The sequence below is a fragment of the Streptomyces coeruleoprunus genome (assembly GCF_039542925.1).
GTDB lineage: Bacteria > Actinomycetota > Actinomycetes > Streptomycetales > Streptomycetaceae > Streptomyces > Streptomyces coeruleoprunus.
The window spans coordinates 5413190-5437220 of the sequence record NZ_BAABIT010000001.1; the positions used below are offsets into that span (position 1 = coordinate 5413190).

Here is a 24031-nt window from a genome sequence, read left to right on the forward strand (position 1 = left end):
CTCGTGGGGGACCGGCCCTGGCGGAACGGTTCGTCATCCAACGGTCGCGCGGGATGGCAGCATGTTCGAGCCATGACGAATCCCCGATCGCCGATACGCGTCCTGCGCGCCGCCCTGTTCGCGGCGGTGTGCGTCACGCTGTCCGCGATCGGGCACGCCTCGCAGTCCGCGCACGACGTCCCGGCGGGCTCGCTGCTGCTCGCCTTCGGCGCGACGGGAGCCCTCGCGTGGCTGGCGGCGGGCCGCCGCAGGGGCCCCGTCGCCATGGGCACGGGCCTTCTCGCCGTGCAGGGCGTCCTGCACGTGACGTTCGCGGGCGGCCTGGAGGACCACCATCACGCGCACGAGGGCGCCGTGGACTCCCTGTCCTCCGGCATGCTCGCCGCGCACGTGCTCGCGGCGGCCGTCTGCGCCCTGTGGCTCGCCCGCGGCGAGGCCGCCTTCCTGGGCCTCGCCCGCACCGCCTTCACCCCGCTGCGGCCCCCGCTCACCGCCGTACGGCTCCCGGCCGCGCCGCGCCCGCCGCGGCCCCGGCCCCGTACCGCCGACCGGCTCCACCACGGCGTCGTCCTCGCGCACACCCTGTCCCGGCGCGGCCCGCCCGTCCTCGCCGCACCCCGCGCCAAGGCCCTCGGAACGCACGGCTGATCCGGGGGTCACCCACCCCTGCGATCACGCACACGCACCCGAGGACACGCATGCTCAAAGAGCCACGCACACCCGAAACCGCCGACGCCCCCGAGGCATCCGCCGACGCCCCCGCGGGCCCGGCGCCGGCCCGAGGCGCCTGGAGCGCCCTGCGCCCCCTGGTGCTGCGCCTCCACTTCTACGCCGGCCTCCTCATAGCCCCGCTCCTCCTCGTCGCCGCCGTCAGCGGCCTGCTGTACGCCCTGTCGTTCCAGGCCGAGAAGATCGTCTACCGGCAGGAGCTGGAGGTCCCGGTCGGCGACAGCGTCCTGCCGCTCGACCGGCAGGTCGAGGCGGCCCGCAGCGCCCACCCGGACGGCACGGTGACCGCCGTGTGGCCCGCGCCCCAGGAAGGCGCCACCACCAGAGTGCTGATGAAGAGCCCGCAGGTGGAGGAGGGCACGTCCCTCGCCGTCTTCGTCGACCCCTACACCGCCCAGGTGCGCGGCGCCCTGCCCAGCTACGGCAGCTCCGGCGCGCTGCCGCTGCGCACCTGGCTGTCCGAACTGCACCGGGACCTCCACCTCGGCGAACCCGGCCGCGTCTACAGCGAGCTGGCCGCCAGCTGGATGTGGGTGGTCGCCCTCGGCGGCCTCGCCCTGTGGCTGGGCCGCAGGCGCACCTCGAAGCGGGCCCTGTTCCTGCCGGAGGGCGGCCCCCGGTCCCGCCGCCGCACCCTGTCGTGGCACGGCTCGGTCGGCCTGTGGGCGGTGACCGGTCTGCTCGCGCTGTCCGTCACGGGCCTGACCTGGTCCACGTACGCCGGTGAGAACATCGGCGCCCTCAAGGACCGGCTCGGCGGCACGACGCCGACCGTCTCCGCCACCCTCGGCGGCGCCCCGGCGGCGGCCGACGGCCACGAGGGCCACGGCACCGAGCACCACCCGACGGCCCCGTCGGGCGGCCCGGACATCGGCGTCGACAAGGCGCTGGAGGCGGCCCGCGCGGTGGGCGTCGAGGGCCGCGTCGCGGTCACCCTGCCCACCGAGGGCAAGGGGTACGTGGTCAAGGAGACCGACACCGAGTACCCCGTCCACCTGGACTCGGTGGCGATCGACCCGGCGACCGGCGAGGTGCTGGACGTCCTGCGCTTCGCCGACTACCCGCTGCTCGCCAAGCTGACCCGGTTCGGCATCGACGCCCACATGGGCGTGCTCCTCGGCCTGCCCAACCAGCTGGCGCTCGCCGCGCTGGGCCTCGCCCTGGTCCTGCTCGTCGTCTGGGGCTACCGCTTGTGGTGGCTGCGCAGGCCGGGCCGCCCCGTCCCGCCCGGCGCCTGGCGGAAGGTCCCGGTCACCATGCTGCTCCCGCTGCTGGCGGTGACGGCCCTGGTGGGCTGGTTCGTGCCGCTCCTGGGGCTGAGCCTGCTGGCGTTCCTGGTGATCGACGCCGGCCGCTCGCTGCTCGCGCGCCGCGGGGCGTAGCCGTACGGGCACGGCGAAAGGGGGCGCCCCACCGGTCTTCCGGTGGGGCGCCCCCCTGTGAGCACGCGCGGGATCAGACCTGGCCGGCCTTCTCCAGGGCCGAGCAGCAGGTGTCCACCAGCAGGCGGGTCACCACGTACGGGTCGACGTTGGCGTTCGGGCGGCGGTCCTCGATGTAGCCCTTGCCGTCCTTCTCGACCTGCCACGGGATGCGGACCGACGCGCCGCGGTTCGAGACGCCGTAGCTGTACTCGTTCCACGGGGCGGTCTCGTGCAGACCGGTCAGGCGGTCGTCGATGCCCGCGCCGTAGTTCTTGACGTGGTCCAGCGGCTTGGAGCCCTCGCCCAGCGCCTCGCACGCGGTGATGATCGCGTCGTAGCCCTCGCACATCGCCTTCGTGGAGAAGTTGGTGTGCGCGCCCGCGCCGTTCCAGTCGCCCTTCACCGGCTTCGGGTGCAGGGTCGCGGAGACCTCGTAGTCCTCGGCCGTGCGGTACAGCAGCCAGCGGGCGATCCACAGCTGGTCGGCGACGGTGACCGGGTCGAGCGGGCCGACCTGGAACTCCCACTGGCCCGGCATGACCTCGGCGTTGATGCCGGAGATGCCCAGGCCCGCGGTGAGGCAGTTGTCGAGGTGCGCCTCGACGATGTCACGGCCGTGGATCTCGTCGGCGCCGACACCGCAGTAGTAGCCGCCCTGCGGGGCCGGGAAGCCGCCCTCGGGGAAGCCCAGCGGACGGTGGCCCTTGAAGAAGGTGTACTCCTGCTCGATGCCGAAGATCGGCTCCTGCGCGGCGTACTTCTCCGCGACCTCGACCAGCTGCGCCCGCGTGTTGGTGGTGTGCGCGGTCATGTCCGTGTTGAGGACCTCGCACAGCACCAGCAGGTGGCCGCCGCCGCGGATGGGGTCCGGGCAGGAGTAGACCGGCTTCAGCACGCAGTCGGAGGCGTGACCCTCGGCCTGGTTGGTGCTGGACCCGTCGAAGCCCCAGATGGGCAGCTCGGCGACGCCGCCGACCGGAGCGGTCAGTATCTTCGTCTTCGAGCGGAGCTTGGCGGTCGGCTCGGTGCCGTCGATCCAGATGTACTCAGCCTTGATGGTCACGGGGCCTCATCCTTTGCGGGTGCAGCGGTATGCCGCGCAGCTTGGCAACAGGGGATTTCCCGTCGGTTGCCCGTTTGTGAACCCCGTGTTACTCGGCCTTCCCGTGTTTCGCGCGGCCGCCGTGCGACCGCGGGGGCGTCCGCCGCCTCGCCCCGGGCCCCGGACGACGTCACGCGGCAGTGCGGCGGCCGGTGTCCGGAAGCCCGGACGACGTCGTGCCGGAGCCCCGCGGCCGGTGTCCGGAAACCCGGCACCGGACGGGTCGCGCCCCGGCGTCGTCCGCGCGCGGCGGGCAGACTGAGGGCCATGACGAAGACCCGCATCGGACTCCTCGGCACCGGCCCCTGGGCCGCCCGCACCCACGCACCCGCCCTGGCCGCCCACCCCGGCGTCGAGTTCAGCGGGGTCTGGGGCCGGCGCCCCGCCGCCGCGGCGGCACTCGCGGCGGAGCACGGCACGCGGGCCTACGAGGACCTCGACGCGCTGTTCGCCGCGAGCGACGCCGTCGCCTGCGCGCTGCCGCCCGACGTCCAGGCGCCCCTCGCCGTCCGGGCCGCGGCCGCCGGCTGCCACCTGCTGCTCGACAAGCCGGTCGCCACGACCGTGGCGGGCGCGCGCGAGGTGGCCCTCACCGCCGAGAAGGCGGGCGTCGCCTCCGTCGTCTTCTGCACGCTGCGGTTCGCGGCGGACACGGCGTCGTGGGTCGAGGAGCAGACGGCCGCGGGCGGCTGGTACCTGGCGCGGGCGCACTGGCTGGGCGCCCTGTTCTCGCCCGGCGCGGCCGGCGCGGCCGGCGCGTACGCCGCCTCGCCCTGGCGGCGGGAGAAGGGCGCCCTGTGGGACGTCGGCCCGCACGTGCTGTCGGTGCTGCTGCCCGTGCTGGGCGACGTGACGGAGGTGAACGCCGTGGCGGGCCCGGGCGACACCCGGCACCTGCTGCTGCACCACGCCTCGGGCGCGGGCAGCACGGCCACCCTCACGCTGAGCGCGCCGGTGCCCGCAGCGGACGCGGGCATCACCCTGTTCGGCGAGCGCGGACACGCGGCGATGCCCCGCTGGGCGGACGCCGTCGGCTCGTTCGGCGCCGCCGTGGACGCCCTGCTGGCGGCCGCACGGGACGGGGTGCCGCACGCCTGCGACGTACGGTTCGGGCTGCGGGTCACGGAGATCCTGGCCGCGGCGGAGGCCCAGCTGGGGTGAGGGCCGCCGCCTCTGCCGTCAGGCGCCGTCGCCGGTGTCCGCGAGCACCTTCCCCACGCCCAGCAGGAAGCGCCGCACCGCCTCCCGCTCCCGGTCGCCGAAGCCCCGCAGCAGCTCCACCGTGCCGTCGATCAGCGGCCCGAAGTGTGCCCGGCCCAGCTCCTTCGCCCCCTCCTCGACGGTCAGCAGCACCCTGCGCCGGTCGCGCGGATCCCGTACGCGCGCGATGTGGCCCAGCCGTTCCAGGCGGTCGATGACGGCCGTCGTCCCCGCGGAGTTGAGCCCGAGCTGCGCGCCGAGCATGCCCGCGGTGGCGTCCCGCCCGGCCCGCTCGGCGTCCAGGAGGCAGATCAGGGCCCGTACGTCGGTCGGATGCATGCCGTTGCGAGCGGCGAACTCCGCCTGCCGCAGGCCGTATTCGACCGTGACGGCCCGCAGCAGATGGAAGATCTGCAACTCGGCCGACTCCTGGGATTCCCGCCGCATGTGAGGCACCTCCGCACGCACTTCCGCCACCACCTCTGGCCACGACCTCTCGCATTATCTCGCTCAGCGAGATTATCGTTCGGCGAGACACTTGGCGAACGGAGGACCCGCCCATGCCCATGGACCCCGACCGCACGAAGGCGTTCGACGCCGAGGCGTTCCACGCGGCGTACGACGCCGTCCTGGCCGCCCGCTGGCCCGCCGGCACGACCCGTACCACCGTCCCCACGCCGTACGGGCCCACGCACGTCAACAGCCACGGCCCCGAGGACGGCCCGCCCGTCGTCCTCCTCCACGGCGGCGGCACCACCTCCACCGTCTGGTTCGGCACCGCCGCCGAACTCGGCCGCACCCACCGGGTCCACGCCGTCGACCTCATCGGCGACCCCGGGCGCAGCGTCCCCGGAGACGACCACCCACCCGTGCGGACCGTCGCCGACCTGACGGCCTGGCTCGGCGCGGTCCTCGACGGCTTGGGCGCCGAACGCGCCGCGCTCTGCGGCCACTCGTACGGGGCGTGGATCGCCCTGCACTTCGCGCTCCACGCCCCGCGGCGCGTGGTCCGCCTCGTCCTGCTCGACGCGACCAACTGCTTCACCGGCTACCGCGCCCGCTACCTGCTGCGCGCCGTCCCGATGCTGCTGCGCCCCACGCCCGCCCGCACCCGCGCCTTCCTCCGCTGGGAGACCCGCGGCGCGACGCTCGACGAGACCTGGCTGCGGCTGGAGGCCCACACCGCCGCCTTCCCCGCCGCCAGGCCGGTCACCGGCCCGCGCCCGGCCGCCCGGGCGCTGCACGCGCTGCGGCCCCCGACGCTGCTGCTCCTCGCCGGGAGGTCCCGCGCCCACGACGTGGGGAAGGCGGCCGCCGCGGCCCGGGACGTCCCCGCCGTACGGACGGAGACGCTCCCGGGCGCGACGCACCACACCCTGCCGCTGGCCTCCCCGCCGGGTACGGACCGGCGGATCGCGGAGTTCCTGCGGGTGGAGGGGTGAGCTCCCGTCAGCCGACGCGCTCGATGCGCGCCTTGCGGATCAGGAACTTGCCGGGCTCGCGGACCTGCTCGAACGCCGCGTTGTTGAGCAGCACGCAGCTGCCGGAGACGGACGTCACCTCGACGGTGGTGGACTTGGCGTTGTCGAGGTTGGTGACCTTCAGCCGCGTGCCGACGGGGAACTGGTTGCTGGACGCGGCCGGGGCGCCGCCCTCACCGGACAGCGTGACGGTGGAGCCGGCGCACACGACGTCCCCGGCGGCGGCGTCGCCCCCGGCGGCGGGCGGCTGGGCCCCGGCGGGCGGCTGTTCCTGCGCCGGCGGCCGGGCGCCCTGCGACGCGCCGCCGCCGGGCTGCTGACCGGCCTGACCGTCCTGGCCGCCGGGCTGCTGACCCGCCTGGCCGCCGGCCTCTGCTGCGCCCTCGCCTCCGACGGCGCACCCGCTGGCCGCCTGTTTGCGCCTGATCTCCTCGATCACCGCGAGCCGGTTGGCGATACGGGCCTCGGACTGGGCGTCCGGGTTGGCCCGCTGGCCCGCGATGAACTGCTCGTTGTTGCGCAGCGCCGAGGCCAGCCCGTCGCAGGCGACCGACGCCTGGCTGGTCCCGGTCATCACCACCGCCGTACCGCCGGCGAGCACGGCGGCGCCGACGAGCAGCGCGAGCTTCTTCTTCCGGCTGAGGGTCTTCTTGCGTGACACGTGGGGCTCCTGTCCCCGGCCGCACGGGGGGATCGGCGGCCGGATCGGTTACACGTGTCCCTACGTACGAGTAACGACGCCGCTTCCACTCAACGCGGCGCTCATGTCGGTGGCGCGGTGCCTACGACCGGGACAGCGCGTCCCGTACGGCCTCGTCCGTGCGGGCCACGACCGCCGTGCCGTCGTCGGCGGTGATGATCGGCCGCTGGATGAGCTTGGGGTGGGCCGCCAGGGCGCCGATCCAGCGGTCCCGTGACGCGGCGTCGCGCGGCCACTCCTTGAGGCCGAGTTCCTTCGCGGCGGCCTCCTGGGTGCGGGTGATCTCCCAGGGCTCCAGGCCCAGCCGGTCGAGCACCTCCCGGATCTCGTCCGCGGACGGCACGTCCTCCAGGTAGCGGCGCACGGTGTACTGCGCGCCTTCCTCGTCGAGCAGACGCAGCGCGCCACGGCACTTGGAACAGGCGGGATTGATCCAGATCTCCATGCCGCAACAGTACCGCCGAGGGCCCTGCTCCTCCTGCCTCAAACCGCCTCTGGCCAGGGCCGATTGTCAGTGGGTGGCGGTAAAATCGAGGTAGTCAGTGAGAGTCCGGGGGAGGGCTCTCACGCCGCGGACCAGGAGGTCGCCGATGGCTGTCGCCACCGTCATGACACTGCCCCTCGAACCCTGGAAGCCCCTGCAGAAGAAGCCGCTCCCGGCCGGCCGGCCGCGTGAGTGGTACGTGTCGCACAACCGCCGCCTGAAGGCCATGCGGCTCGCGATCGCGCTGCTCGACTCGGGCGTGTACGTGGCCTCGAAGGCCGACAACGCGACGATACGGAACACGGCTCACCGCATCGGCGTGCACCCGCCGTCGGACACGACGTGCCGCATGGTGCGCACCCTGATCCGCTCGGGCCGCTGACCCGTTTCCCTCCCATGCCGCGCCGGCGGGCGGACGGCCAAGCGTCCCGCCCGCCGGCGCAGCACCCGGCCGCCCCGCCGCGTCACGACCGACGCCCGAACGACCGACGCCCGGACGACCGACGACCGGCGGGGCGGCCGTGGCACACACCGGGCGTTACGGTCTCCTCATGAGCCCCGCGCGCCGCCCCCGGATCACCGCCGACGAACGGCGAGCCCGCCTGGCCGTCCGCCACCACCTGGCGCCCGCGTCGCGCGCGGCCACGGTCGAGGAGGTCGCGGCCTCGCTCACCGCCCTGCACGGCACCGACCCGGCGACCGTGCACCTGGCGGCGGGCGCCCGTCTTAGCGACGAGGCCGCCCCGCGCGGCCCGGTCGCGGCCATGGAGCGGGCGCTGTACGAGGACCGCAGCCTGATCCGTATGCACGGCATGCGGCACACGGTCTTCGTGTTCCCCGCCCCCCTCGCCCCGGTGGTCCAGTCGTCCACCACGCACGCGGTGGCCGCACGCGAACGCGCCACGCTCGTCAAGCACTTGACGGCCGGCAGCACGCTCGACGCCGAGTGGCTGGCGGACGTCGAGCGCTCCACCCTCGCCGCCCTCGCCCGTCGCGGCGAGGCGACGGCCACCGAACTGGCCCGGGACGAGCCGCGCCTGCGCGAACAGTTCGTCTACGCGCCCGGCACCACCTACGAGCAGCGCCAGACGGTCTCGTCCCGGCTGCTGCGCCTCCTCGGCACCGAGGCCCGCGTCGTACGGGGCAGACCGCTCGGGAGCTGGACGTCGAGCCAGTTCCGCTGGGCCATCGCGCCGCCGCTCCCGGACATCCCGCCGCACGAGGCCCAGGCGGCCCTGACCCGGTACTGGCTGGCCTCGCACGGCCCGGCCACGGAGGCGGACCTCACGTGGTGGACGGGCTGGCGGGTCACCGACGTCCGCAGGGCGCTGAAGGCCGTCGAGGCGGTGGAGGTGGACCTGGACGGGGGCAGGACCGGCCACGTACTGCCCGACGACACGGAGTCCACCGAACCGCCCGCCCCCTGGGCGGCGTTCCTCCCGGCCCTGGACCCCACGCCCATGGGCTGGCAGGAACGGGACTGGTACCTCGACCCGGCCCACCGCCCGGCCCTCTTCGACCGCAGCGGCAACATCGGCCCCACGGTCTGGTGGAACGGCCGCGCCATCGGCGCCTGGGCCCAGCGCCCGGACGGCGAACCGGTCTGGCGGCTCCTCACCGACCCCGGCACGGAGGCACGGAAGGCCGTCGAGGCGGAGGCGGCCCGCCTCCACGCCTGGCTGGACGGCACCCGCGTCACGCCCCGCTTCCGCACCCCGCTGGAACGCGAACTGTCGGCCTGACGACGCCACCGGCTCCCCGACGACCGCCGAAGCAACCACCCCTGCCCCCAACGGAATTCGAGGAGGATCCCGCCGGGTCGCCCCCGATATGCTCGGGCCTGATGTTCAGCCGTTCGAGCGGGGAGGGGGACCACCCCGGGCGACGGCTGATGACGTGACGCGGCCCGTATGCGGCTGCGAGGAGTCGATGGGGGACCTGCCGGTGGACGACGCGGTCGAGTTGGCGGACATGATCGCGCAGCTGCGCGAGGAGCTGAGCCGCGCCATGGCGGCGGGCGAGGACAGCGACCTGCGCTTCGAGGCGGAGCGGATCGAACTGGAGCTGACCGTCGGGGTGGAGCGCAGCCGCGAGCCCGGGGCCAAGGTGCGGTTCTGGGTGTTCGACGCAGGCGCCACCGCGCGGCGGGCGACCACGGCCACGCAGAGGATCACGCTGACGCTGCAGCCGGTCCGCGCGGACCTTCCGGACCGGCCGGCGCTGATCTCCGGCGCCGAGCTGCCCGGTGAGGACTGACCCGGCGGTGACCCGACCGGACCCGTCACGACGCGCGGTGGCGTCCCCGTCGGCCGACGGCGGACTGGACCCGCACCGCATCGCGGAGGTCATCGTCACCACCCCGTCCGGCGGGCGGCGCGGCTCCGGCTACCGGGTCACCGACACCGCCGTGCTGACCGCCGCCCACGTGGTGGACGGCGCCGGAGAGGTGAAGGTCCGGTTCGACGCGGACCGCCCCGGACAGTGGATCGTGCCCGCCACGGTGGCCTGGACGGACAGCGAGGCGGACGTGGCCGTCCTGACCGTCGTACCGCCGCAGGACGCCCCCGCCGCCGCACCGGCGAGCTTCGGGCGCATCACCGAGGACCACCACGCCGTGATCGCCGTGCACGCCGCCGGGTTCCCGCTGTGGAAACAGCGCCGCCGTCCGGACGGGGGGCGGTTCCGCGAACTGCACCAGACCGACGGCACCGTGGCGGCGCTCTCCAACCTCCGCACCGGCACCTTGGAGATCACCGTCGCACCGGCGGGAGCCGACCCCGACCCGCAGGCGTCACCCTGGGCCGGGATGTCCGGCGCGGCGGTCTGGGCGGGGACCCGCATCGTCGGCGTGGTCGCCGAACACCACCGCTGGGAGGGATCCGGCCGGCTGACCGCGGCCCGTATCGACCACGCCCTGCGCCCCGCCGACGCACCGTACCGGGCCGAACTGGCCCAACTGCTGGGGATCGACGACCCGGCGGCGCTCCCCGAAGCCGGAGCCGAGCCGGCCGGATCCGCCCCCGTGGTGCCGCGGCAGCGCCACGACGACACCCGGGAAGCCGCCCGGCCGGCCCCCAGGGTCATCGGGCTGCCCGTCGCGCACGGCATCGAGCTGTTCAAGAACCGCACCCGCGAACTCGACACGATCGGCCGCCACCTCGCCGACCCGGCCGTCCGCATGGTGACGGTCACCGGACGGCGCGGCATGGGCAAGAGCGCGCTCGCCGCCAAGGTCATGGACCTCCTCGACCGGGGCGAGTGGCCGGGCCACGCCCAGGCGCCGCCACCCGCCGGCCTCGTCAACCTCAGCACGCGCACGTCGGGCATCTCCCTGGAGCGGCTCTACTTCGACTGCGCCCAGCTGCTCGGCCCGGACCGGCTGGGCCGGCTGCGCGACGTGTGGGCCGCCCCACTCCCCGTACGCGACAAGCTCGACGAGCTGTTCGCCGCGATGGGCGACCGGCTCTACGTCATCCTGATGGACAACTTCGAGGACCTCCTCCACGACGACGGCCGCGTCCAGGACGAGGAACTGTCGGTCTTCCTCGACTGCCTCTTCCGGGCCCGGTCCACCCCGCGCCTCCTCGTCACGACGCAGGTGCCGGTACGGCTCGCGCCCGAGCTGCGGCGCTTCGTCGCCCAGGTCGACCTGTCCGAAGGGCTGCGGCCCGCCGAGTCCGCCGCGCTGCTGCGGGAACTGGACCGGGACGGCGGCCTCGGCATCGCGGAGCTGTCCGACGAGGAACTGCTGCGGGCGGCGGTCCGCGTCCACGGCGTCCCGCGCGCCCTCGAACTCCTGGTGGGCGCCATGGCCGACGACGCCCTGGACCTGCCGAGCCTCCAGGACGTCCTGGAGAACTACGCCCAGCGCCGGGACGTCGTCGCCGGCCTCGCCCAGGACCGCTACCGCCGCCTCGACCCCGGCAGCCGCGCCGTCCTGGGCGTCCTGGCGGCGCTGCGCACCCCCGTGTCGCGCGAGACGGTCGCCACGATCGTCGGCGGCCTCGACCCGGCTCTCGACGTCCCCCCGATCCTGTCCCACCTCGTGCGGGTCCACCTGCTGTCCGTGGACCGGCCGAGCCGCACCTTCGCGCTGCACCCGATGGACGCCGACCTGGCCTACGGCGAGATGCCGGCGCACGGCGCGATGGGCCGCCGGGCCGTGGAACGGCGGATCGCCGACTGGTACGCGAACCTCGCCCCGCCCCGCTCGGCCTGGCGGTCCGTGGACGACGTCCAGCCGTACCGCCGGCAGTTCGACCACCTGGTGCGCGCCGGGGACGTCGACGACGCCGCGATGGTCCTCAGCGGGATCAGCGAGTGGATGGTCTGGCACGGCTCCGTGCTCGGCGCGCTCTCGATGCACCTCACCGTCGACGGCCGGATCGGCGACGACCGGGCGAGGCTCGCCCACGTCGGCGCCTTCGGGCACGCCCGGCTGACCGCGGGCCCGATGGAGCACGCCGTCGCCCTGTTCACCGAGGCGGCCGACCTGGCACAGCGCCTCGGCGACCGGCGCGCCCTGCAGAACGCCCTGTTCGGCCTGGGCGACGCCCACCGGCAGCTGGGCCGGCTCGACGCCTCGGTGGAGCCGCTGGCCCGGGCCGCCGACCTGGCCCATCAACTCGGCGACACCGAACACGAGGTGCACGCGATCCTCTCCCTCAGCCTCACGCACAGCTACCTGCGCGAGGGCGAGAAGGCCCTCGCGCAGGCCGACCGGCTGAGCGCACTCGGGCGCGCCTCCGGCGACCTCCTCACCGAGGCCCGCGCGGGCAACGCCCGCACGGTCGCCCTGCTGACCCTGGGCCGCTGGGAGGAGACGATCGCCTCCGGCGACCTCACCATCCGCGCCTACCGGGCGGCCGGCATCCCGGAGGGCATCAACAACGCCCTGAACGCCCAGGGACTCGCCCTGCTGGGCCTGGAGCGCACGGCCGAGGCCGTGACCATGCTCGAAGAGGCCCTCGACGAGGCCTCGCGCACGGAGAACCCGCGTGCCGAGGGCGTCTGCCTCTGCAACCTGGCGTGGGCCTACTGGTGCGACGGCCGGTACGAGCGGGCCGCCGAGTCCGCCGAACGCGCGTCGGTGTCCCTCCGGATCGCCGGCGCGGAGGAGGCGACAGCCGCACAGGCCCTGGCGGACGCCGCCCGCTCGCTGCCCGACAGGACGACGGCCGCCGCCGCCCTGACCCGAGCCGCCGAAGCCCTGGGCGGCAACGTCGAGGTGGTGGACCGCGCCTGGCTCCTCACCCACGCCCGCCGCCTGCGCGACGCGTGAGGTCGTACGTGCCGGTCAGGAAGCCAGACCGGTGCTTCGGTCCCTGCGCGGAGGCGGGGACCGGTCCACTGACAGCGGCTGTCAGTGGACCGGAGTACCGTCCCGGCATGCGCGCCGGCCGACTGCTCTCCCTCCTCCTGCTCCTGCAGAACCGCGGCCGGCTGACGGCCACCGAACTCGCGGCGGAGCTGGAGGTGTCGGTGCGCACGGTCTACCGGGACGTGGAGTCGCTGATCGCCGCGGGCGTCCCGGTGTTCGGCGAGCCCGGTCACGGCGGCGGCTTCGCCCTGGTCGACGGCTACCGCACCCGCCTGACCGGGCTGACGGCCGCCGAGGCCGAGGCGGTGTTCCTGGCCGGGCTGCCGGGCCCGGCGGCGCAGCTGGGCCTGGGCTCGGTGCTGGCCGCGGCCGAGCTGAAGCTGGAAGCCGCGCTGCCGGCCGAGCTGCGCCGGCAGGCCAGGCGCGTCCGCGAGCGCTTCCACCTCGACGCACCGGGGTGGTACCGGGAGGCGGACGAGGCTCCGTACCTGCCGGCGGTGGCGTCCGCGGTATGGCGGCGGAGGGCGGTCCGCGTCCGCTACCGCCGCTGGGACGCCCCGGAGGTCGTGGAGCGGCGCCTCGAACCGTACGGGATCGTGCTCAAGGCCGGGCGGTGGTACGTGGTGGCGCACGCCGGCGGCGGCGCACCCCGCACCTACCGGATCAGCCGGATCCTGGAGCTGCACCCCTTGGACGAGGCGTTCACTCCGCCCGCGGACTTCGACCTGGCCACCTACTGGCGGACGCACACGGCCGAACTCCAGGAGCGACTGTGGCAGGGCGAGGCGGAGATCCGCATCTCTCCGCCCGGACTGGCGCGGCTCCGTGAGCTGGCACCACCGGCGGTGGCCGAGGCGGCCGAGGCGGGTGAGGAGGAGCACCCCGGCGGCTGGCGCCGCGCCCTCATCCCGATCGAGAGCCTCACCCACGCGGAGAGCCAACTCCTCGCCCTGGGCGCCCACGTGGAGGTCCTGCACCCGCCCGCCCTGCGCGCCCGCCTGGCGACGACGGCACGGTCGCTGGCGGCGCTGTACGACTGAGCGCACCGCGGGTATCAGCTGTCGCAGGCCACACCGTCGTTGTCCCGGTCGAGGCCGGAGCGGTACCCGGCTCCCCTCGGTGCAGAGGCGCGGCTCCGGCAGCGCGTGCCGCGGAGCAGTTCGCGTAGTAGGCGCTGCCGGAACCGCCCGACGTGGCGGAGGACGAGTCGTCGACCGCGTCCCGCGTGGGGGTGGGCGTGGGAGTGGGGGTGGGCCTCGGCCTGGCCTTGGGCTTCCCGTAGCCGGGAGGGCACTTCTGCGCCCGGTCGATGACGTACAGGGTGATCGCCGACCCTTCGGCCAGCGCGGTGTTCGCGGCCGGATCCTGGAAACAGACCTTCTGCTCGCCCGCGGAGGCGGGAGGAGAGCCGTCGCTGAAGACGCTGAGCACCTTGACGGTGTGCCGCGCCTCCACCACGGACGGCAGGGAGGCGACGGTGTCCCCCACCAGGCCGGGCATCGTCAACGCGGGCGGCGCGGTGCCCGAGGGCGTGGCCGTGACGGTCCGGGTGACGGTGACCGTGGGCCCGGGAACGTTCTTCGTCCTCACCTCGGGGTCGGGCGAACAGGCGGCGGCGACCAGGCCGACGACGAGGAGAACGGCAACCATCCCACCGCAGCCGAGGACGGTCTTGTGCGTCGCCGTGAACTGCTCCGACTGCTGCGGCGGCACCGGCTGCCCGTAGGGCGACGTACTCAAAGCGCGCTCCTCTTGTGAAGAACCTGTGACGAGAAGCGCTCAACATACCGGCGCCACCGGACGCTACGGGCGGGTACGGCGACAAAGTCCGTGCCCGGAGAACGGCGATGGCCGCCACCCGTGCGGGTGGCGGCCATCACTCGATGCCAGGATTCGACTCAGATGTCGAAGTACAGCTCGAACTCGTGCGGGTGCGGACGCAGCTGGATCGGCGCGATCTCCTTCGTGCGCTTGTAGTCGATCCACGTCTCGATCAGGTCGGCCGTGAAGACGCCACCCGCCTGGAGGTACTCGTTGTCCTCCTCCAGGGCGTTGAGGACGGAGGCCAGGTCGGTCGGGACCTGGGGGACGCCCGCGTGCTCCTCGGGGGCCAGCTCGTACAGGTCCTTGTCGATCGGCTCGGCCGGCTCGATCTTGTTCTTGATGCCGTCCAGGCCCGCGAGGAGGAGGGCCGAGAAGGCCAGGTACGGGTTGGAGGACGGGTCCGGCGCGCGGAACTCGACGCGCTTGGCCTTCGGGTTCGAGCCCGTGATCGGGATACGCATCGCGGCGGAGCGGTTGCGCTGCGAGTACACGAGGTTCACCGGGGCCTCGAAGCCCGGGACCAGGCGGTGGTACGAGTTCACCGTCGGGTTCGTGAAGGCCAGGAGGGACGGGGCGTGCTTGAGGATGCCGCCGATGTAGTAGCGGGCGGTGTCCGACAGGCCCGCGTAGCCGGCCTCGTCGTAGAAGAGCGGCTCGCCGCCCAGCCACAGGGACTGGTGGACGTGCATGCCGGAGCCGTTGTCGCCGAAGATCGGCTTCGGCATGAAGGTCGCGGTCTTGCCGTTGCGCCAGGCGACGTTCTTCACGATGTACTTGAAGAGCATCAGGTCGTCGGCGGCGGCGAGCAGCGTGTTGAACTTGTAGTTGATCTCGGCCTGGCCGGCGGTGCCCACCTCGTGGTGCTGGCGCTCGACCTGGAGGCCGGACTTCTCCAGCTCCAGGGAGATCTCGGCACGCAGGTCGGCGAAGTGGTCGACCGGCGGGGCCGGGAAGTAGCCGCCCTTGTAGCGGACCTTGTAACCGCGGTTGTCCTCGATCGCACCGGTGTTCCAGGCGCCGGCCTCGGAGTCGATGTGGTAGAAGCCCTCGTTCGCGGCGGTGTTGAAGCGCACCGAGTCGAAGACGTAGAACTCCGCCTCCGGGCCGAAGAACGCCGTGTCCGCGATGCCGGTGGAGGCCAGGTACGCCTCCGCCTTCTTGGCGATGTTGCGCGGGTCACGGCTGTACTGCTCGCCCGTGATCGGGTCGTGGATGAAGAAGTTGATGTTCAGCGTCTTGTCGCGGCGGAACGGGTCCAGGCGGGCCGTCGACAGGTCCGCGCGCAGCGCCATGTCGGACTCGTGGATGGCCTGGAAACCGCGGATCGACGAGCCGTCGAAGGCCAGCTCCTCGGCCGGGTCGAAAGCCGCCGCCGGGATCGTGAAGTGCTGCATCACGCCCGGGAGGTCGCAGAACCGGACGTCGACGAACTTGACGTCGTTGTCCGCGATGAACTTCTGGGCTTCGTCGGCGTTCTGGAACATCCAACTCCTCCTACTCCCACCCGGGGGAGGGCGGGGTTGTAGCTCGGTCGTGCGGCCAGTGCGGTGCCCACACGCTGGACCCGACCATAGGCACGAGGCATTTCTCAAGCATGACCCATTTGTTTCGCCCAAGTTAACCGGGGCGGCCGTGCCACCCGGTGCGGGAGGGGCACCGCCACCCGGGCCGTAGTGATCGAAAATGGGCGCAGTACCGTGTACGGGTGGACAACAGGCAAGCAATCGGATCGTGGCTCTCCGGACCGCGTGCGGCGGCCGAAGAGATGGGCGCCGACTTCGGCTACCGGGGCGAACGGCTCGGTCTGCCGGAGCAGGGACCGGGCGCCATCGCCCCACTGGGACGCCGATTCGGCGCCCTCTTCATCGACTGGTCCCTGTGCTCCTTGATTGCATACGGGCTGATCGCGGGCAGTGACGTCACCCGCCTCCAGAACTGGCCCCTGGCCCTGTTCTTCGCGCTCAGCCTGCTCACCGTGGGTACGGTCGGCAGCACACCCGGCAAGCGTCTGCTGGGACTGCGGGTCATCTCCGTGGAGGGCGAGCGCCTCGGCATCGGCCGCGTCCTCGTCCGGAGCCTGCTCCTCTGCCTCGCCGTCCCGGCCCTCATCTGGGACCGCGACGGCCGCGGCCTCCACGACCGCTTCTCCGGCGCCGTCCAGGTGCGGATCGGCTGACAGACACAGCACAAGCGAGAGGGGCGCCCCGGATTCCGGGGCGCCCCTCTCGTGTCCGACTGCGGTCAGCGCATCTTTCCGCCGCGCGGCATCCGCATGCCCTTGGGCATCGGGCCCTTCGGGATCGGCATGTTGCTCATCAGGTCGCCCATGGCGCGCAGCCGGTCGTTCGCCGCCGTCACCTGCGCGGCCGTGAGGACCCGCGGCAGCTTGAGCATCGTCGTACGGAGCTTCTTCAGCGGCACCTGGCCCTCGCCGTCGCCGACGACGATGTCGTGCACCGGAACGTCCACGACGATCCGGGCCATCCGCTTCTTCTCCGCGGCGAGCAGGCTCTTCAGCCGGTTCGGGTTGCCCTCGGCCACCAGCACGATGCCGGGCCGGCCCACCGCGCGGTGGATCACGTCCTGGCTGCGGTTCATCGCCACCGCCGGAGTGCTCGTCCAGCCCCGCCCGACGTTCTGCAGCACGGCGGCCGCCGCGCCCGGCTGGCCCTCCATCTGGCCGAAGGCCGCCCGCTCGGCGCGCCGCCCGAAGACGATCGCCATCGCGAGGAACGCGAGGACGAAGCCCAGGATGCCCAGATAGACGGGGTGCCCGATCAGGAAACCGAGCCCGAGGAGGGCGCCGAAGACGACGATCCCCACGCCCGCGATGACAAGACCGACCTTCGGGTCGGACCGTCGGGTCATCTTGTACGTCAGGGCGATCTGCTTCAGTCGCCCGGGGTTCGCAGCAGCGTCAGCGCTGTCTGAGTTTGCCTTCCTCGCCATGCACTGAAGTTTACGTGGCCGACGGGGCGCGGGTCGCCGCGGCCTCCAGTACGTGCTGCGCCTCCACCCGGTCCCTGGCCCGGCGCCGGTCCTCCAGCACGGACGTCCAGGCGTTGCGGCGGGCCGTACGCTGGCCGGCGCCCAGCAGCAGGGCCTCCAGGGCGCGCAGGGCGCCCGTGACGGTCGGGAGGGCGTTGGCGCGTACGTGCGAACTCGCGGCCGGCATGGCGGGTGTCCCCCTCGGAACGGGTGAGCGGCGGTTACGGGAGGTGGGGGGTGGTGGAGCGGTGCGTCCGGGCGGCGGTGCCGGGCGGTGGGTCGTGTGCGGTGCGTGGAACAAGCGTCACTCACCGGTGTTACCAGGGCATGTCCGACCGGTCAAACGCGCATGAAGGCCGGGCGCGCGCCCGTGAAACACGGCGCGGCCCGTGCACCCCCGCTGCCTGCGGGGACGTACGGGCCGCTCCGGAGGCACCCTGTGCCCGAACTCACACGGCCTGCGTGGCCTGCGCCGCCGCACCGCGGGCGTCCATCGCCTGCTGGAACAGCCGGCCCGCGCGGTACGAGGAGCGGACCAGCGGGCCCGACATCACACCGGAGAAGCCGATCTCGTCGGCCTCCTCCTTCAGCTCCACGAACTCCTGCGGCTTCACCCAGCGCTCCACCGGGTGGTGGCGCACCGACGGGCGCAGGTACTGGGTGATGGTGATCAGCTCGCAGCCGGCCTCGTGCAGGTCCCGCAGCGCCTCGCTGACCTCCTCGCGGGTCTCGCCCATGCCGAGGATCAGGTTCGACTTGGTCACCAGACCGGCCTCGCGGGCCTTGGTGATGACCTCCAGCGAGCGCTCGTAGCGGAACGCCGGGCGGATCCGCTTGAAGATCCGCGGGACCGTCTCCACGTTGTGCGCCAGCACCTCGGGGCGGGACGAGAAGACCTCGGCCAGCTGCTCCGGGACCGCGTTGAAGTCGGGGATCAGCAGCTCGACCTTGGTCCGGCCGCCCTCGCGCTCCGCCGTCATCGCGTGGATCTGCCGCACCGTCTCCGCGTACAGCCAGGCGCCGCCGTCCTCCAGGTCGTCGCGCGCGACGCCGGTGATCGTGGCGTAGTTCAGGTCCATCGTGACGACCGACTCGCCGACGCGGCGGGGCTCGTCACGGTCGAGGGCCTGCGGCTTGCCCGTGTCGATCTGGCAGAAGTCGCAGCGCCGGGTGCACTGGTCGCCGCCGATGAGGAAGGTCGCCTCGCGGTCCTCCCAGCACTCGAAGATGTTCGGACAGCCCGCTTCCTGGCAGACCGTGTGCAGGCCCTCGCTCTTCACGAGCTTCTGCAGCGCGTTGTACTCGGGACCCATCTTCGCCCGGGTCTTGATCCACTCGGGCTTGCGCTCGATGGGGGTCTGGCTGTTCCGGACCTCCAGGCGCAGCATCTTGCGTCCGTCGGGTGCGACTGCGGACACGGCTGGCTCCTACGACTTCGATTCTTCGGCGAACACCAGGGTACGCCCGATAAAAGTGCGGCCTTACGTCTGGCCAACCCGTGGCCAGAGGGAGGCATTCCCGAGGCCCGGGCCCCCGGCCCCCCGGGAGTCGGTCAGGCTCCGGCCCCCTCGCCCGCGGTCGCCGCCGCGGCGGCGGTCTCGATCACCCGCGGCTTCAGGTCCGCGTTCACCAGGACGTCCCGCAGATGACGCTCCACCACGGGCAGCACCTCGGCGACCGGCACGTCCCGGCCGAGCTCGTTCGCCAGGGACGTCACGCCCGCGTCCCGGATGCCGCAGGGCACGATCCGGTCGAACCACGTGTTGTCCGGGTTCACGTTCAGGGCGAAGCCGTGCATCGTCACGCCCTTGGCGACGCGGATGCCGATCGCCGCCAGCTTGCGGTCCTCGCGGCGCTGGCCCGCGTTCGACGGGGCGTACTCGGGGCCGCTCAGCCGCGGGTCGAACTCCTCGTCGTGCAGCCTCGGGTCGAAGTCCAGCGACAGCCCGCCGAACGCCGGGCGCTGCTCCACCGGGTCGCCCAGCACCCACACGCCGCTGCGGCCCTCGACCCGCGTGGTCGCCACGCCGAACTCCGCGGCCGCCCGGATCAGGGCCTCCTCCAGCCGCCTGACATGCGCCACGACGTCCACCGGGCGGGGGAGCTTCAGGATCGGATAGCCGACGAGCTGGCCCGGGCCGTGCCAGGTGATCTTGCCGCCGCGGTCCACGTCCACCACCGGCGTGCCGTCCAGGGGACGCTCGCCGTCCTCGGTGCGCCGGCCCGCCGTGTACACGGGCGGGTGCTCCAGCAGCAGGCAGGTGTCCGGGATCTCGTCCGCGAACCGGGCCGCGTGCACCTCGCGCTGCCTGTCCCACGCCTCCTGGTACTCCACGGCGTTCTCGCCGAAGCCCAGGTGGACGAAGCGCAGCTCGCTGCGCGGCTCCCTCACGTCACTCACGGCACCGTCTCCCTCAAAAGCGCCTGTCGCGCCCGAAAAGCGCCTGTCACGCCCCCGCCACTGTACGGCGGGTGCCGTGGCACCGGACGGGCGGGTGCTTCCGTGCCCCTCGCACCTACCGTCAGCGCCGCCCCCAATCCTCACACGATCGGATGAATATGGGGCGAAGGTGCCGGTATGGGCGTCTGCGGCGGTTAAATTCGCGCCGTTCCAGGGGGCTGCACCCCGGCCCGGAAGGCAGGAGACCGCACAGCTGATGACGGATCGACCCCCGCAGCGCAACCCGAATCGCCAGCTCGCCGCGCTGATCGCCGAAGCCGGATTCTCCAACGCAGGTCTAGCCAGACGGGTGGACCAGCTCGGCCTCGAGCATGGGCTCGACCTCCGTTACGACAAGACCTCCGTCACCCGCTGGCTGCGCGGGCAGCAGCCGCGCGGCACCACGCCCGCGCTGATCGCCGAGGTGTTCACGCGCCGCCTCGGACGGCGGCTGTCGGCCCAGGACCTCGGGCTCGACGCCTGCGCCCCCGTGTACGCGGGCCTGGAGTTCGCGTCCACGCCCGAGGAGGCCGTCGACATCGTCAGCGGGCTGTGGCGCAAGGACTCGGGCAGCCACGCGGAACTGCGCAAGATCGCGTTCACGCCCGCGGGGCTCGTCGTCCCCAGCCGCGACTGGCTGATCGGCCGCGCGGACGAGCGGGTCGCCCGGGGCGAGCCCCCGCAGCGCGCCCCGCACGCCGGCCCGCCCGGGCACGCCCCCGGACACCCCGGTGGTTCCTCCGCACCGGCCGGTACGGCCCTGGGCGCCGCCGCCCCGGCGCGTGTCCCGGCGCAGGGGCGCGGCCCGTCGGGGCAGCCCGGCGGCGTCTCCCTGCCCCGCCAGCGCGGCGGCACCGAGCGCGGGCCCGGGCAGCGGGTCACCGGCGGGGACATCGCCGCCCTGCGCTCCGTCGGCGAGCTGTTCCGCACGCTCGACCACGCCTACGGCGGCGGCCACGCCCGCCAGGCCCTCGTCCGCTACCTGGAGCACGAGGCCGAGCCGATGCTGCGCGGCACGTACGGGGAGGCCACCGGGCGCAGGCTGTTCGCGGCGGCCGCGGACCTGACCCGGCTCGCCGGCTGGACGTCGTACGACATCGCCGCGCACGGCCTGGCCCAGCGGTACTTCGTCCAGGCGCTGCGGCTGTCGCAGGCGGCGGGTGACCGGGCGTACGGCTCGTACGTGCTGGTCACCATGAGCCGTCAGGCCGTCTACCTGGGGCACGGGCGGGAGGCCGTCCAGCTGGCGCGGGTCGCCCAGCAGGGGATCGGCTCGTCGGCGCCGCCGGTCGTGCAGGCGCTCCTGCACGCGGTCGAGGCGCGCGGGCACGCCGTGCTCGGTGAGGTACGGGCCGGCACCGCGTCCCTCGTCCGTGCCGAGCGGGCCCTGGAAACCGCCCGCCCGGGCGACGACGTGCCGTACTGGGCCCGGTTCTTCGACGAGGGGCAGCTCGCCGACGAGTTCGGCCACTGCCACCGCGACCTCCAGCAGTACCGGGCGGCCGCGCAGCACGCCGAGCGGTCCCTCCAACTGCACTCGCCGGCGTACGCCCGCAGCAGGCTCTTCTGCCGCGTCGTCCTCGCCACGGCCCGCCTCGGCCTCGGCGAACTGGACCAGGCGTGCGCGCTGGGCGCGGAGGCGGCCCAGCAGGCGTCGGAGATGCGCTCGGCCCGCGCGGTCGAGTACGTCCGCGACTTCGAGCGCCGTTTGGAGCCGTACCGGGACGCGGCGGCGGTCCGCACGTACCGGGACCGGGTGGCGGCGATCGGGTAGCCGGGGCTTCGGCCGGTCCCCGCGGCCCCGGGTCCTGCCCGCGCGGCGCTGCGGGGCTTGCCCGGCCGCTCGGCCTCCGCGTCGGTGTCCCGGGAGCCCCCCGTTCTCCCGGGACACCGACGCGGGGCGCTGAGGCCCGGCCGGACGCCGGTGGATCCGTTGCCTCGAGCCCCCGCCTCACGCGCCCCCTGCGCCCCGGAAGCCCCCTGGTGCTCCCGGGGCGCACACGGGCCCGGCGGCGTCACCCGGCCGGGGACGGTCTCCCCCCGGTGACCGTCCCCGCCCGAGCCCCCCGGAGCCCGCCCCCCGGCATGGGCTCCGCCCCCCTGGACACCGGCCGCTCGCCGCCCCCGTTCCCCTTCCGGGGCCCGACGCGCGGGCCGGTACGGCCTCCCCCCGGTGGCCGTCCGGAGCCCGGCCCCCCGCCGTGGGCGCCCCTGGACACCGGCCGCTCGCCGCCCCCGTTCCCCTTCCGGGGCCCGACGCGCGGGCCGGTACGGCCTCCCCCCGGTGGCCGTCCGGAGCCCGGCCCCCCGCCGTGGGCGCCCCTGGACACCGGCCGCTCGCCGCCCCCATTCCCCTTCCGGGGCCCGACGCCCGAGCCGGTACGGCCCCCGGTGGCCGTCCTGAACCCGGCGCCCGGGTACGGGCTCCGCCCCGTGGAGAGCGGGCACTGGCCGGAGCCGCGCCCCCGGTGTGGGCTCCGCCCCCCTGGACACCGGCCGCTCGCCGGGCCGGTCCCTTCCGGGCCGACGCGCGGGCCGGTGCGGCCCTCCCCCCGGGGCCGTCCGGAGCCCCCGCCCCCCGGTGTGGGCTCCGACCCCCTGCGTACCGGCCGCTCGCCGGCCCCGTTCCCCCTCCGGGGCCCGACGCTCGAGCCCGGTACGGCTCCCCCAGGGGCCGTCCGAGCCGCCCGGAGGCCGCCCCGGTGCGGGCTCCGCCCCGTCGGGACGGGCCATTGGCCGGAGCCGCCAGCTCGGGGACCGGCGTCTGCACCGCCAGTGGCGCGGGCCGTCAGGCCGCGGCCTCCAAGCGGGTCGTCGGGTGGGCCGGCGGGAGGCCCAGGTCGCGGAGGATGGCGTGGGCCGCGCGGTGGCCCGAGTGGAGGGCGCCCTGCGGGGTGCTCATGTCGCGGTGGTCGCCGCACACGTACAGGCCCGCCAGCAGCCGTACCGGGCGGCGCAGGTCGTGGGGCGGGGGCATGGCCGGGACGGCTTCCGGGTCGTGACGGACCGCCAGCAGCTCCCACTCGGTGGTCCCCGTGCCGTACAGCGCGGACAGCTGCCGCCGTACGCGCCGGTCCAGGTCGTCCGGCGGGGCGCCCAGGACCGTCGACGTGATCAGGGCCCGGCCGTTCGGTGCCCGTGACGGGTCGACTTCGCTCATCACCGCCGTGTGCGAGACGGGGCCCGAGCGGTCGGCGTCCAGCAGCAGCACCGGCGCGGACAGCGGCGCCACGCGTGCCGTGTGGTGCAGCACCGTCACCGGGTGGAAGTCCGGCACCCGCAGGCCCGGCAGCAGCTCCGCCGCGGCGCGCGCCCCGGTCGCCACGACCAGGGACCGGCACGTGAACTCCCCGTGCTCCGCCGTCAACACCCGGCTGATCGACGCGTCCTTCACCCGCACCCCGGTCCGTACCGTGCCGGGCGGGAGCGCCGCTGCCATCCGCTGCGGCAGCGTCACCGCGCCCCCCGCCGGCACGCACAGCCTGCCCCGCGCGAACCCGCGCAGCGCCAGATCCGCGCAGCGGCTCGACGTGGTCAGGTCCGGGTCGCTCAACAGCGCCGAGAGCAGCGGGCGCAGGAACGTTCCTACAGTGCGGGCCGGAAGCCCCCGCGCCGTCAGCGCCTCCAGCGCCGGCCGCTCCCGGCGCGCCAGGAGCCGCTCGGTCGGGGTCCCGGCCAGGCGGGCCAGCGACGCGCCCAGCCGCGCCTGGTCCAGCGGGCGCGGCCCGCTCGCCAGGGCCCGCGCCCGGGTGAGCGCCGAGCGGGCGCCGCCCCGCACCTCGCCCGTCCGGTGCAGCCGTCCCCCGCTGTGCACCAGCACGCCGGGCTGGAACCTGCGCAGCGCACCCGGGTCGAGGCCCGGGGTGCGGTGGAGCTCGGGGTACGACGTGTTGAGCAGCTGCCCGATGCGGTCCAGCCGGAACCCGTCGACCTGGTCGGTGGCCATCCGCCCGCCGACCTGTGGAGCGGCCTCCAGTACCCGGACCGTCAGTCCGGCGCTGGTCAGCTGGTGAGCCGCGGACAGCCCCGCGAGCCCGGCTCCGACGATGACGACGTCCGCGTGATCTGCGGTACTGAGCACGTGACCCTCCCCGGGTGACGGTTCGGTGCGTGGGTGGCTCATGCCCTGGACGGGCCTCCGGAATGCCCGAGTTCGGGACCCGAGCGTCCGGAGTGGCACCCGAGCGGCAACCGAGCGTAGGGCCGGCCCGGGGCCGCGGGGCAGTCGCGCGCACGGGGGTACACCGAAGCACGGAGGTCGCACACGCGTGCTGCTCCGCGGCTTCACGTCGCGCGGGCCCGCCACGAGCAGCGGCCGGGTGCGAGGGGGCCGCGCAGA

The 24031-nt window shown here is 74.3% G+C and carries 22 protein-coding genes and 1 pseudogene; 11 read left to right on the forward strand and 12 right to left on the reverse strand.

Annotated elements, in window-relative coordinates:
* Positions 1-72 precede the first annotated feature (72 nt).
* Both ABEB09_RS24200 and ABEB09_RS24205 read left to right on the forward strand, forming a co-directional pair.
* Positions 73-648 (forward strand): hypothetical protein, encoded by a 576-nt coding sequence (locus ABEB09_RS24200; protein WP_345692012.1) that lies wholly within the window; start codon positions 73-75, stop codon positions 646-648.
* A gap of 50 nt (positions 649-698) precedes the next feature.
* On the forward strand, positions 699-2111 hold the full coding sequence (locus ABEB09_RS24205; protein WP_345692013.1) for a PepSY-associated TM helix domain-containing protein: 1413 nt from the start codon (positions 699-701) through the stop codon (positions 2109-2111).
* A 73-nt stretch (positions 2112-2184) separates the two neighbouring features.
* Here the strand turns inward: ABEB09_RS24205 and glnII are convergent, their stop codons facing one another.
* Positions 2185-3216, reverse strand: a complete 1032-nt coding sequence (gene glnII / locus ABEB09_RS24210) for a glutamine synthetase (protein ID WP_345692014.1) — start codon at positions 3214-3216, stop codon at positions 2185-2187.
* 306 nt (positions 3217-3522) lie between these two features.
* Here glnII and ABEB09_RS24215 point away from each other — a divergent pair, with 306 nt between their 5' ends.
* The gene (locus tag ABEB09_RS24215; RefSeq protein WP_345692015.1) at positions 3523-4416 is read left to right on the forward strand and encodes a Gfo/Idh/MocA family protein; all 894 of its coding nucleotides are present in this window, start codon (positions 3523-3525) and stop codon (positions 4414-4416) included.
* 18 nt (positions 4417-4434) lie between these two features.
* Here ABEB09_RS24215 and ABEB09_RS24220 read toward each other — a convergent pair whose 3' ends face one another.
* Positions 4435-4902, reverse strand: a complete 468-nt coding sequence (locus ABEB09_RS24220; protein WP_345692016.1) for a MarR family transcriptional regulator — start codon at positions 4900-4902, stop codon at positions 4435-4437.
* Between the two features lie 119 nt (positions 4903-5021).
* Between ABEB09_RS24220 and ABEB09_RS24225 the strand changes: the two genes are divergently transcribed.
* Positions 5022-5897, forward strand: coding sequence for an alpha/beta fold hydrolase (locus ABEB09_RS24225; protein WP_425580069.1), 876 nt, complete (start codon positions 5022-5024; stop codon positions 5895-5897).
* Between the two features lie 7 nt (positions 5898-5904).
* Here ABEB09_RS24225 and ABEB09_RS24230 read toward each other — a convergent pair whose 3' ends face one another.
* Together ABEB09_RS24230 and ABEB09_RS24235 are read right to left on the reverse strand one after the other, a co-directional pair.
* Complete coding sequence (locus tag ABEB09_RS24230) at positions 5905-6597, reverse strand: RlpA-like double-psi beta-barrel domain-containing protein (RefSeq protein WP_345692018.1); 693 nt, start codon at positions 6595-6597, stop codon at positions 5905-5907.
* A 121-nt stretch (positions 6598-6718) separates the two neighbouring features.
* Positions 6719-7081: an arsenate reductase family protein gene (locus ABEB09_RS24235; protein ID WP_345692019.1), complete on the reverse strand. Its 363-nt coding sequence runs from the start codon at positions 7079-7081 to the stop codon at positions 6719-6721.
* Between the two features lie 145 nt (positions 7082-7226).
* Between ABEB09_RS24235 and ABEB09_RS24240 the strand changes: the two genes are divergently transcribed.
* The 5 genes from ABEB09_RS24240 (at position 7227) to ABEB09_RS24260 (ending at position 13480) form a co-directional block, all read left to right on the forward strand.
* Positions 7227-7502 carry a hypothetical protein gene (locus ABEB09_RS24240; protein WP_345692020.1) on the forward strand — a complete coding sequence of 92 codons (276 nt, stop codon included), beginning with the start codon at positions 7227-7229 and terminating at the stop codon, positions 7500-7502.
* 169 nt (positions 7503-7671) lie between these two features.
* On the forward strand, positions 7672-8862 hold the full coding sequence (locus tag ABEB09_RS24245) for a winged helix DNA-binding domain-containing protein (protein ID WP_345692021.1): 1191 nt from the start codon (positions 7672-7674) through the stop codon (positions 8860-8862).
* A gap of 154 nt (positions 8863-9016) precedes the next feature.
* Entirely contained in the window at positions 9017-9376 is a 360-nt protein-coding gene (locus tag ABEB09_RS24250) for a trypco2 family protein (RefSeq protein WP_345692022.1), read from the forward strand.
* Between the two features lie 7 nt (positions 9377-9383).
* Entirely contained in the window at positions 9384-12401 is a 3018-nt protein-coding gene (locus ABEB09_RS24255) for a trypsin-like peptidase domain-containing protein (protein WP_345692023.1), read from the forward strand.
* 107 nt (positions 12402-12508) lie between these two features.
* Positions 12509-13480, forward strand: a complete 972-nt coding sequence (locus ABEB09_RS24260; protein WP_345692024.1) for a helix-turn-helix transcriptional regulator — start codon at positions 12509-12511, stop codon at positions 13478-13480.
* Between the two features lie 14 nt (positions 13481-13494).
* Here ABEB09_RS24260 and ABEB09_RS35115 read toward each other — a convergent pair whose 3' ends face one another.
* The 3 genes and pseudogenes from ABEB09_RS35115 to glnA all read right to left on the reverse strand — a co-directional run bounded on the left by ABEB09_RS35115 (position 13495) and on the right by glnA (position 15748).
* Positions 13495-13599 (reverse strand): excalibur calcium-binding domain-containing protein, encoded by a 105-nt coding sequence (locus ABEB09_RS35115; RefSeq protein ID WP_486389097.1) that lies wholly within the window; start codon positions 13597-13599, stop codon positions 13495-13497.
* Positions 13572-14090 (reverse strand): annotated as a pseudogene (locus ABEB09_RS35030) (PASTA domain-containing protein); the annotation flags it as partial. The gene ABEB09_RS35115 and the pseudogene ABEB09_RS35030, both read right to left, overlap by 28 nt.
* A gap of 248 nt (positions 14091-14338) precedes the next feature.
* A complete protein-coding gene (glnA, locus tag ABEB09_RS24275; RefSeq protein ID WP_345692025.1) occupies positions 14339-15748 on the reverse strand; it encodes a type I glutamate--ammonia ligase in 1410 nt (469 codons plus the stop codon).
* A gap of 221 nt (positions 15749-15969) precedes the next feature.
* On the opposite strand from glnA, the gene ABEB09_RS24280 reads away from it, so the two are divergent.
* Positions 15970-16440: an RDD family protein gene (locus ABEB09_RS24280; protein WP_345692026.1), complete on the forward strand. Its 471-nt coding sequence runs from the start codon at positions 15970-15972 to the stop codon at positions 16438-16440.
* A 65-nt stretch (positions 16441-16505) separates the two neighbouring features.
* On the opposite strand, the gene ABEB09_RS24285 is transcribed toward ABEB09_RS24280, so the two are convergent.
* The 4 genes from ABEB09_RS24285 to lipB form a co-directional block, all read right to left on the reverse strand.
* Positions 16506-17213 carry a DUF4191 domain-containing protein gene (locus ABEB09_RS24285; protein WP_345692027.1) on the reverse strand — a complete coding sequence of 236 codons (708 nt, stop codon included), beginning with the start codon at positions 17211-17213 and terminating at the stop codon, positions 16506-16508.
* A 10-nt stretch (positions 17214-17223) separates the two neighbouring features.
* Positions 17224-17439 (reverse strand): SCO2195 family GlnR-regulated protein, encoded by a 216-nt coding sequence (locus ABEB09_RS24290; RefSeq protein WP_345692028.1) that lies wholly within the window; start codon positions 17437-17439, stop codon positions 17224-17226.
* 262 nt (positions 17440-17701) lie between these two features.
* Positions 17702-18670: a lipoyl synthase gene (gene lipA / locus ABEB09_RS24295; protein WP_345692029.1), complete on the reverse strand. Its 969-nt coding sequence runs from the start codon at positions 18668-18670 to the stop codon at positions 17702-17704.
* A 134-nt stretch (positions 18671-18804) separates the two neighbouring features.
* Positions 18805-19644, reverse strand: a complete 840-nt coding sequence (gene lipB / locus ABEB09_RS24300) for a lipoyl(octanoyl) transferase LipB (RefSeq protein WP_345694068.1) — start codon at positions 19642-19644, stop codon at positions 18805-18807.
* A gap of 265 nt (positions 19645-19909) precedes the next feature.
* Here lipB and ABEB09_RS24305 point away from each other — a divergent pair, with 265 nt between their 5' ends.
* The gene (locus ABEB09_RS24305; RefSeq protein WP_345692030.1) at positions 19910-21466 is read left to right on the forward strand and encodes an NsdA family TPR-like regulatory protein; all 1557 of its coding nucleotides are present in this window, start codon (positions 19910-19912) and stop codon (positions 21464-21466) included.
* 1014 nt (positions 21467-22480) lie between these two features.
* On the opposite strand, the gene ABEB09_RS24310 is transcribed toward ABEB09_RS24305, so the two are convergent.
* The gene (locus ABEB09_RS24310) at positions 22481-23773 is read right to left on the reverse strand and encodes an NAD(P)/FAD-dependent oxidoreductase (protein WP_345692031.1); all 1293 of its coding nucleotides are present in this window, start codon (positions 23771-23773) and stop codon (positions 22481-22483) included.
* Between the last annotated feature and the right edge of the window lie 258 nt (positions 23774-24031).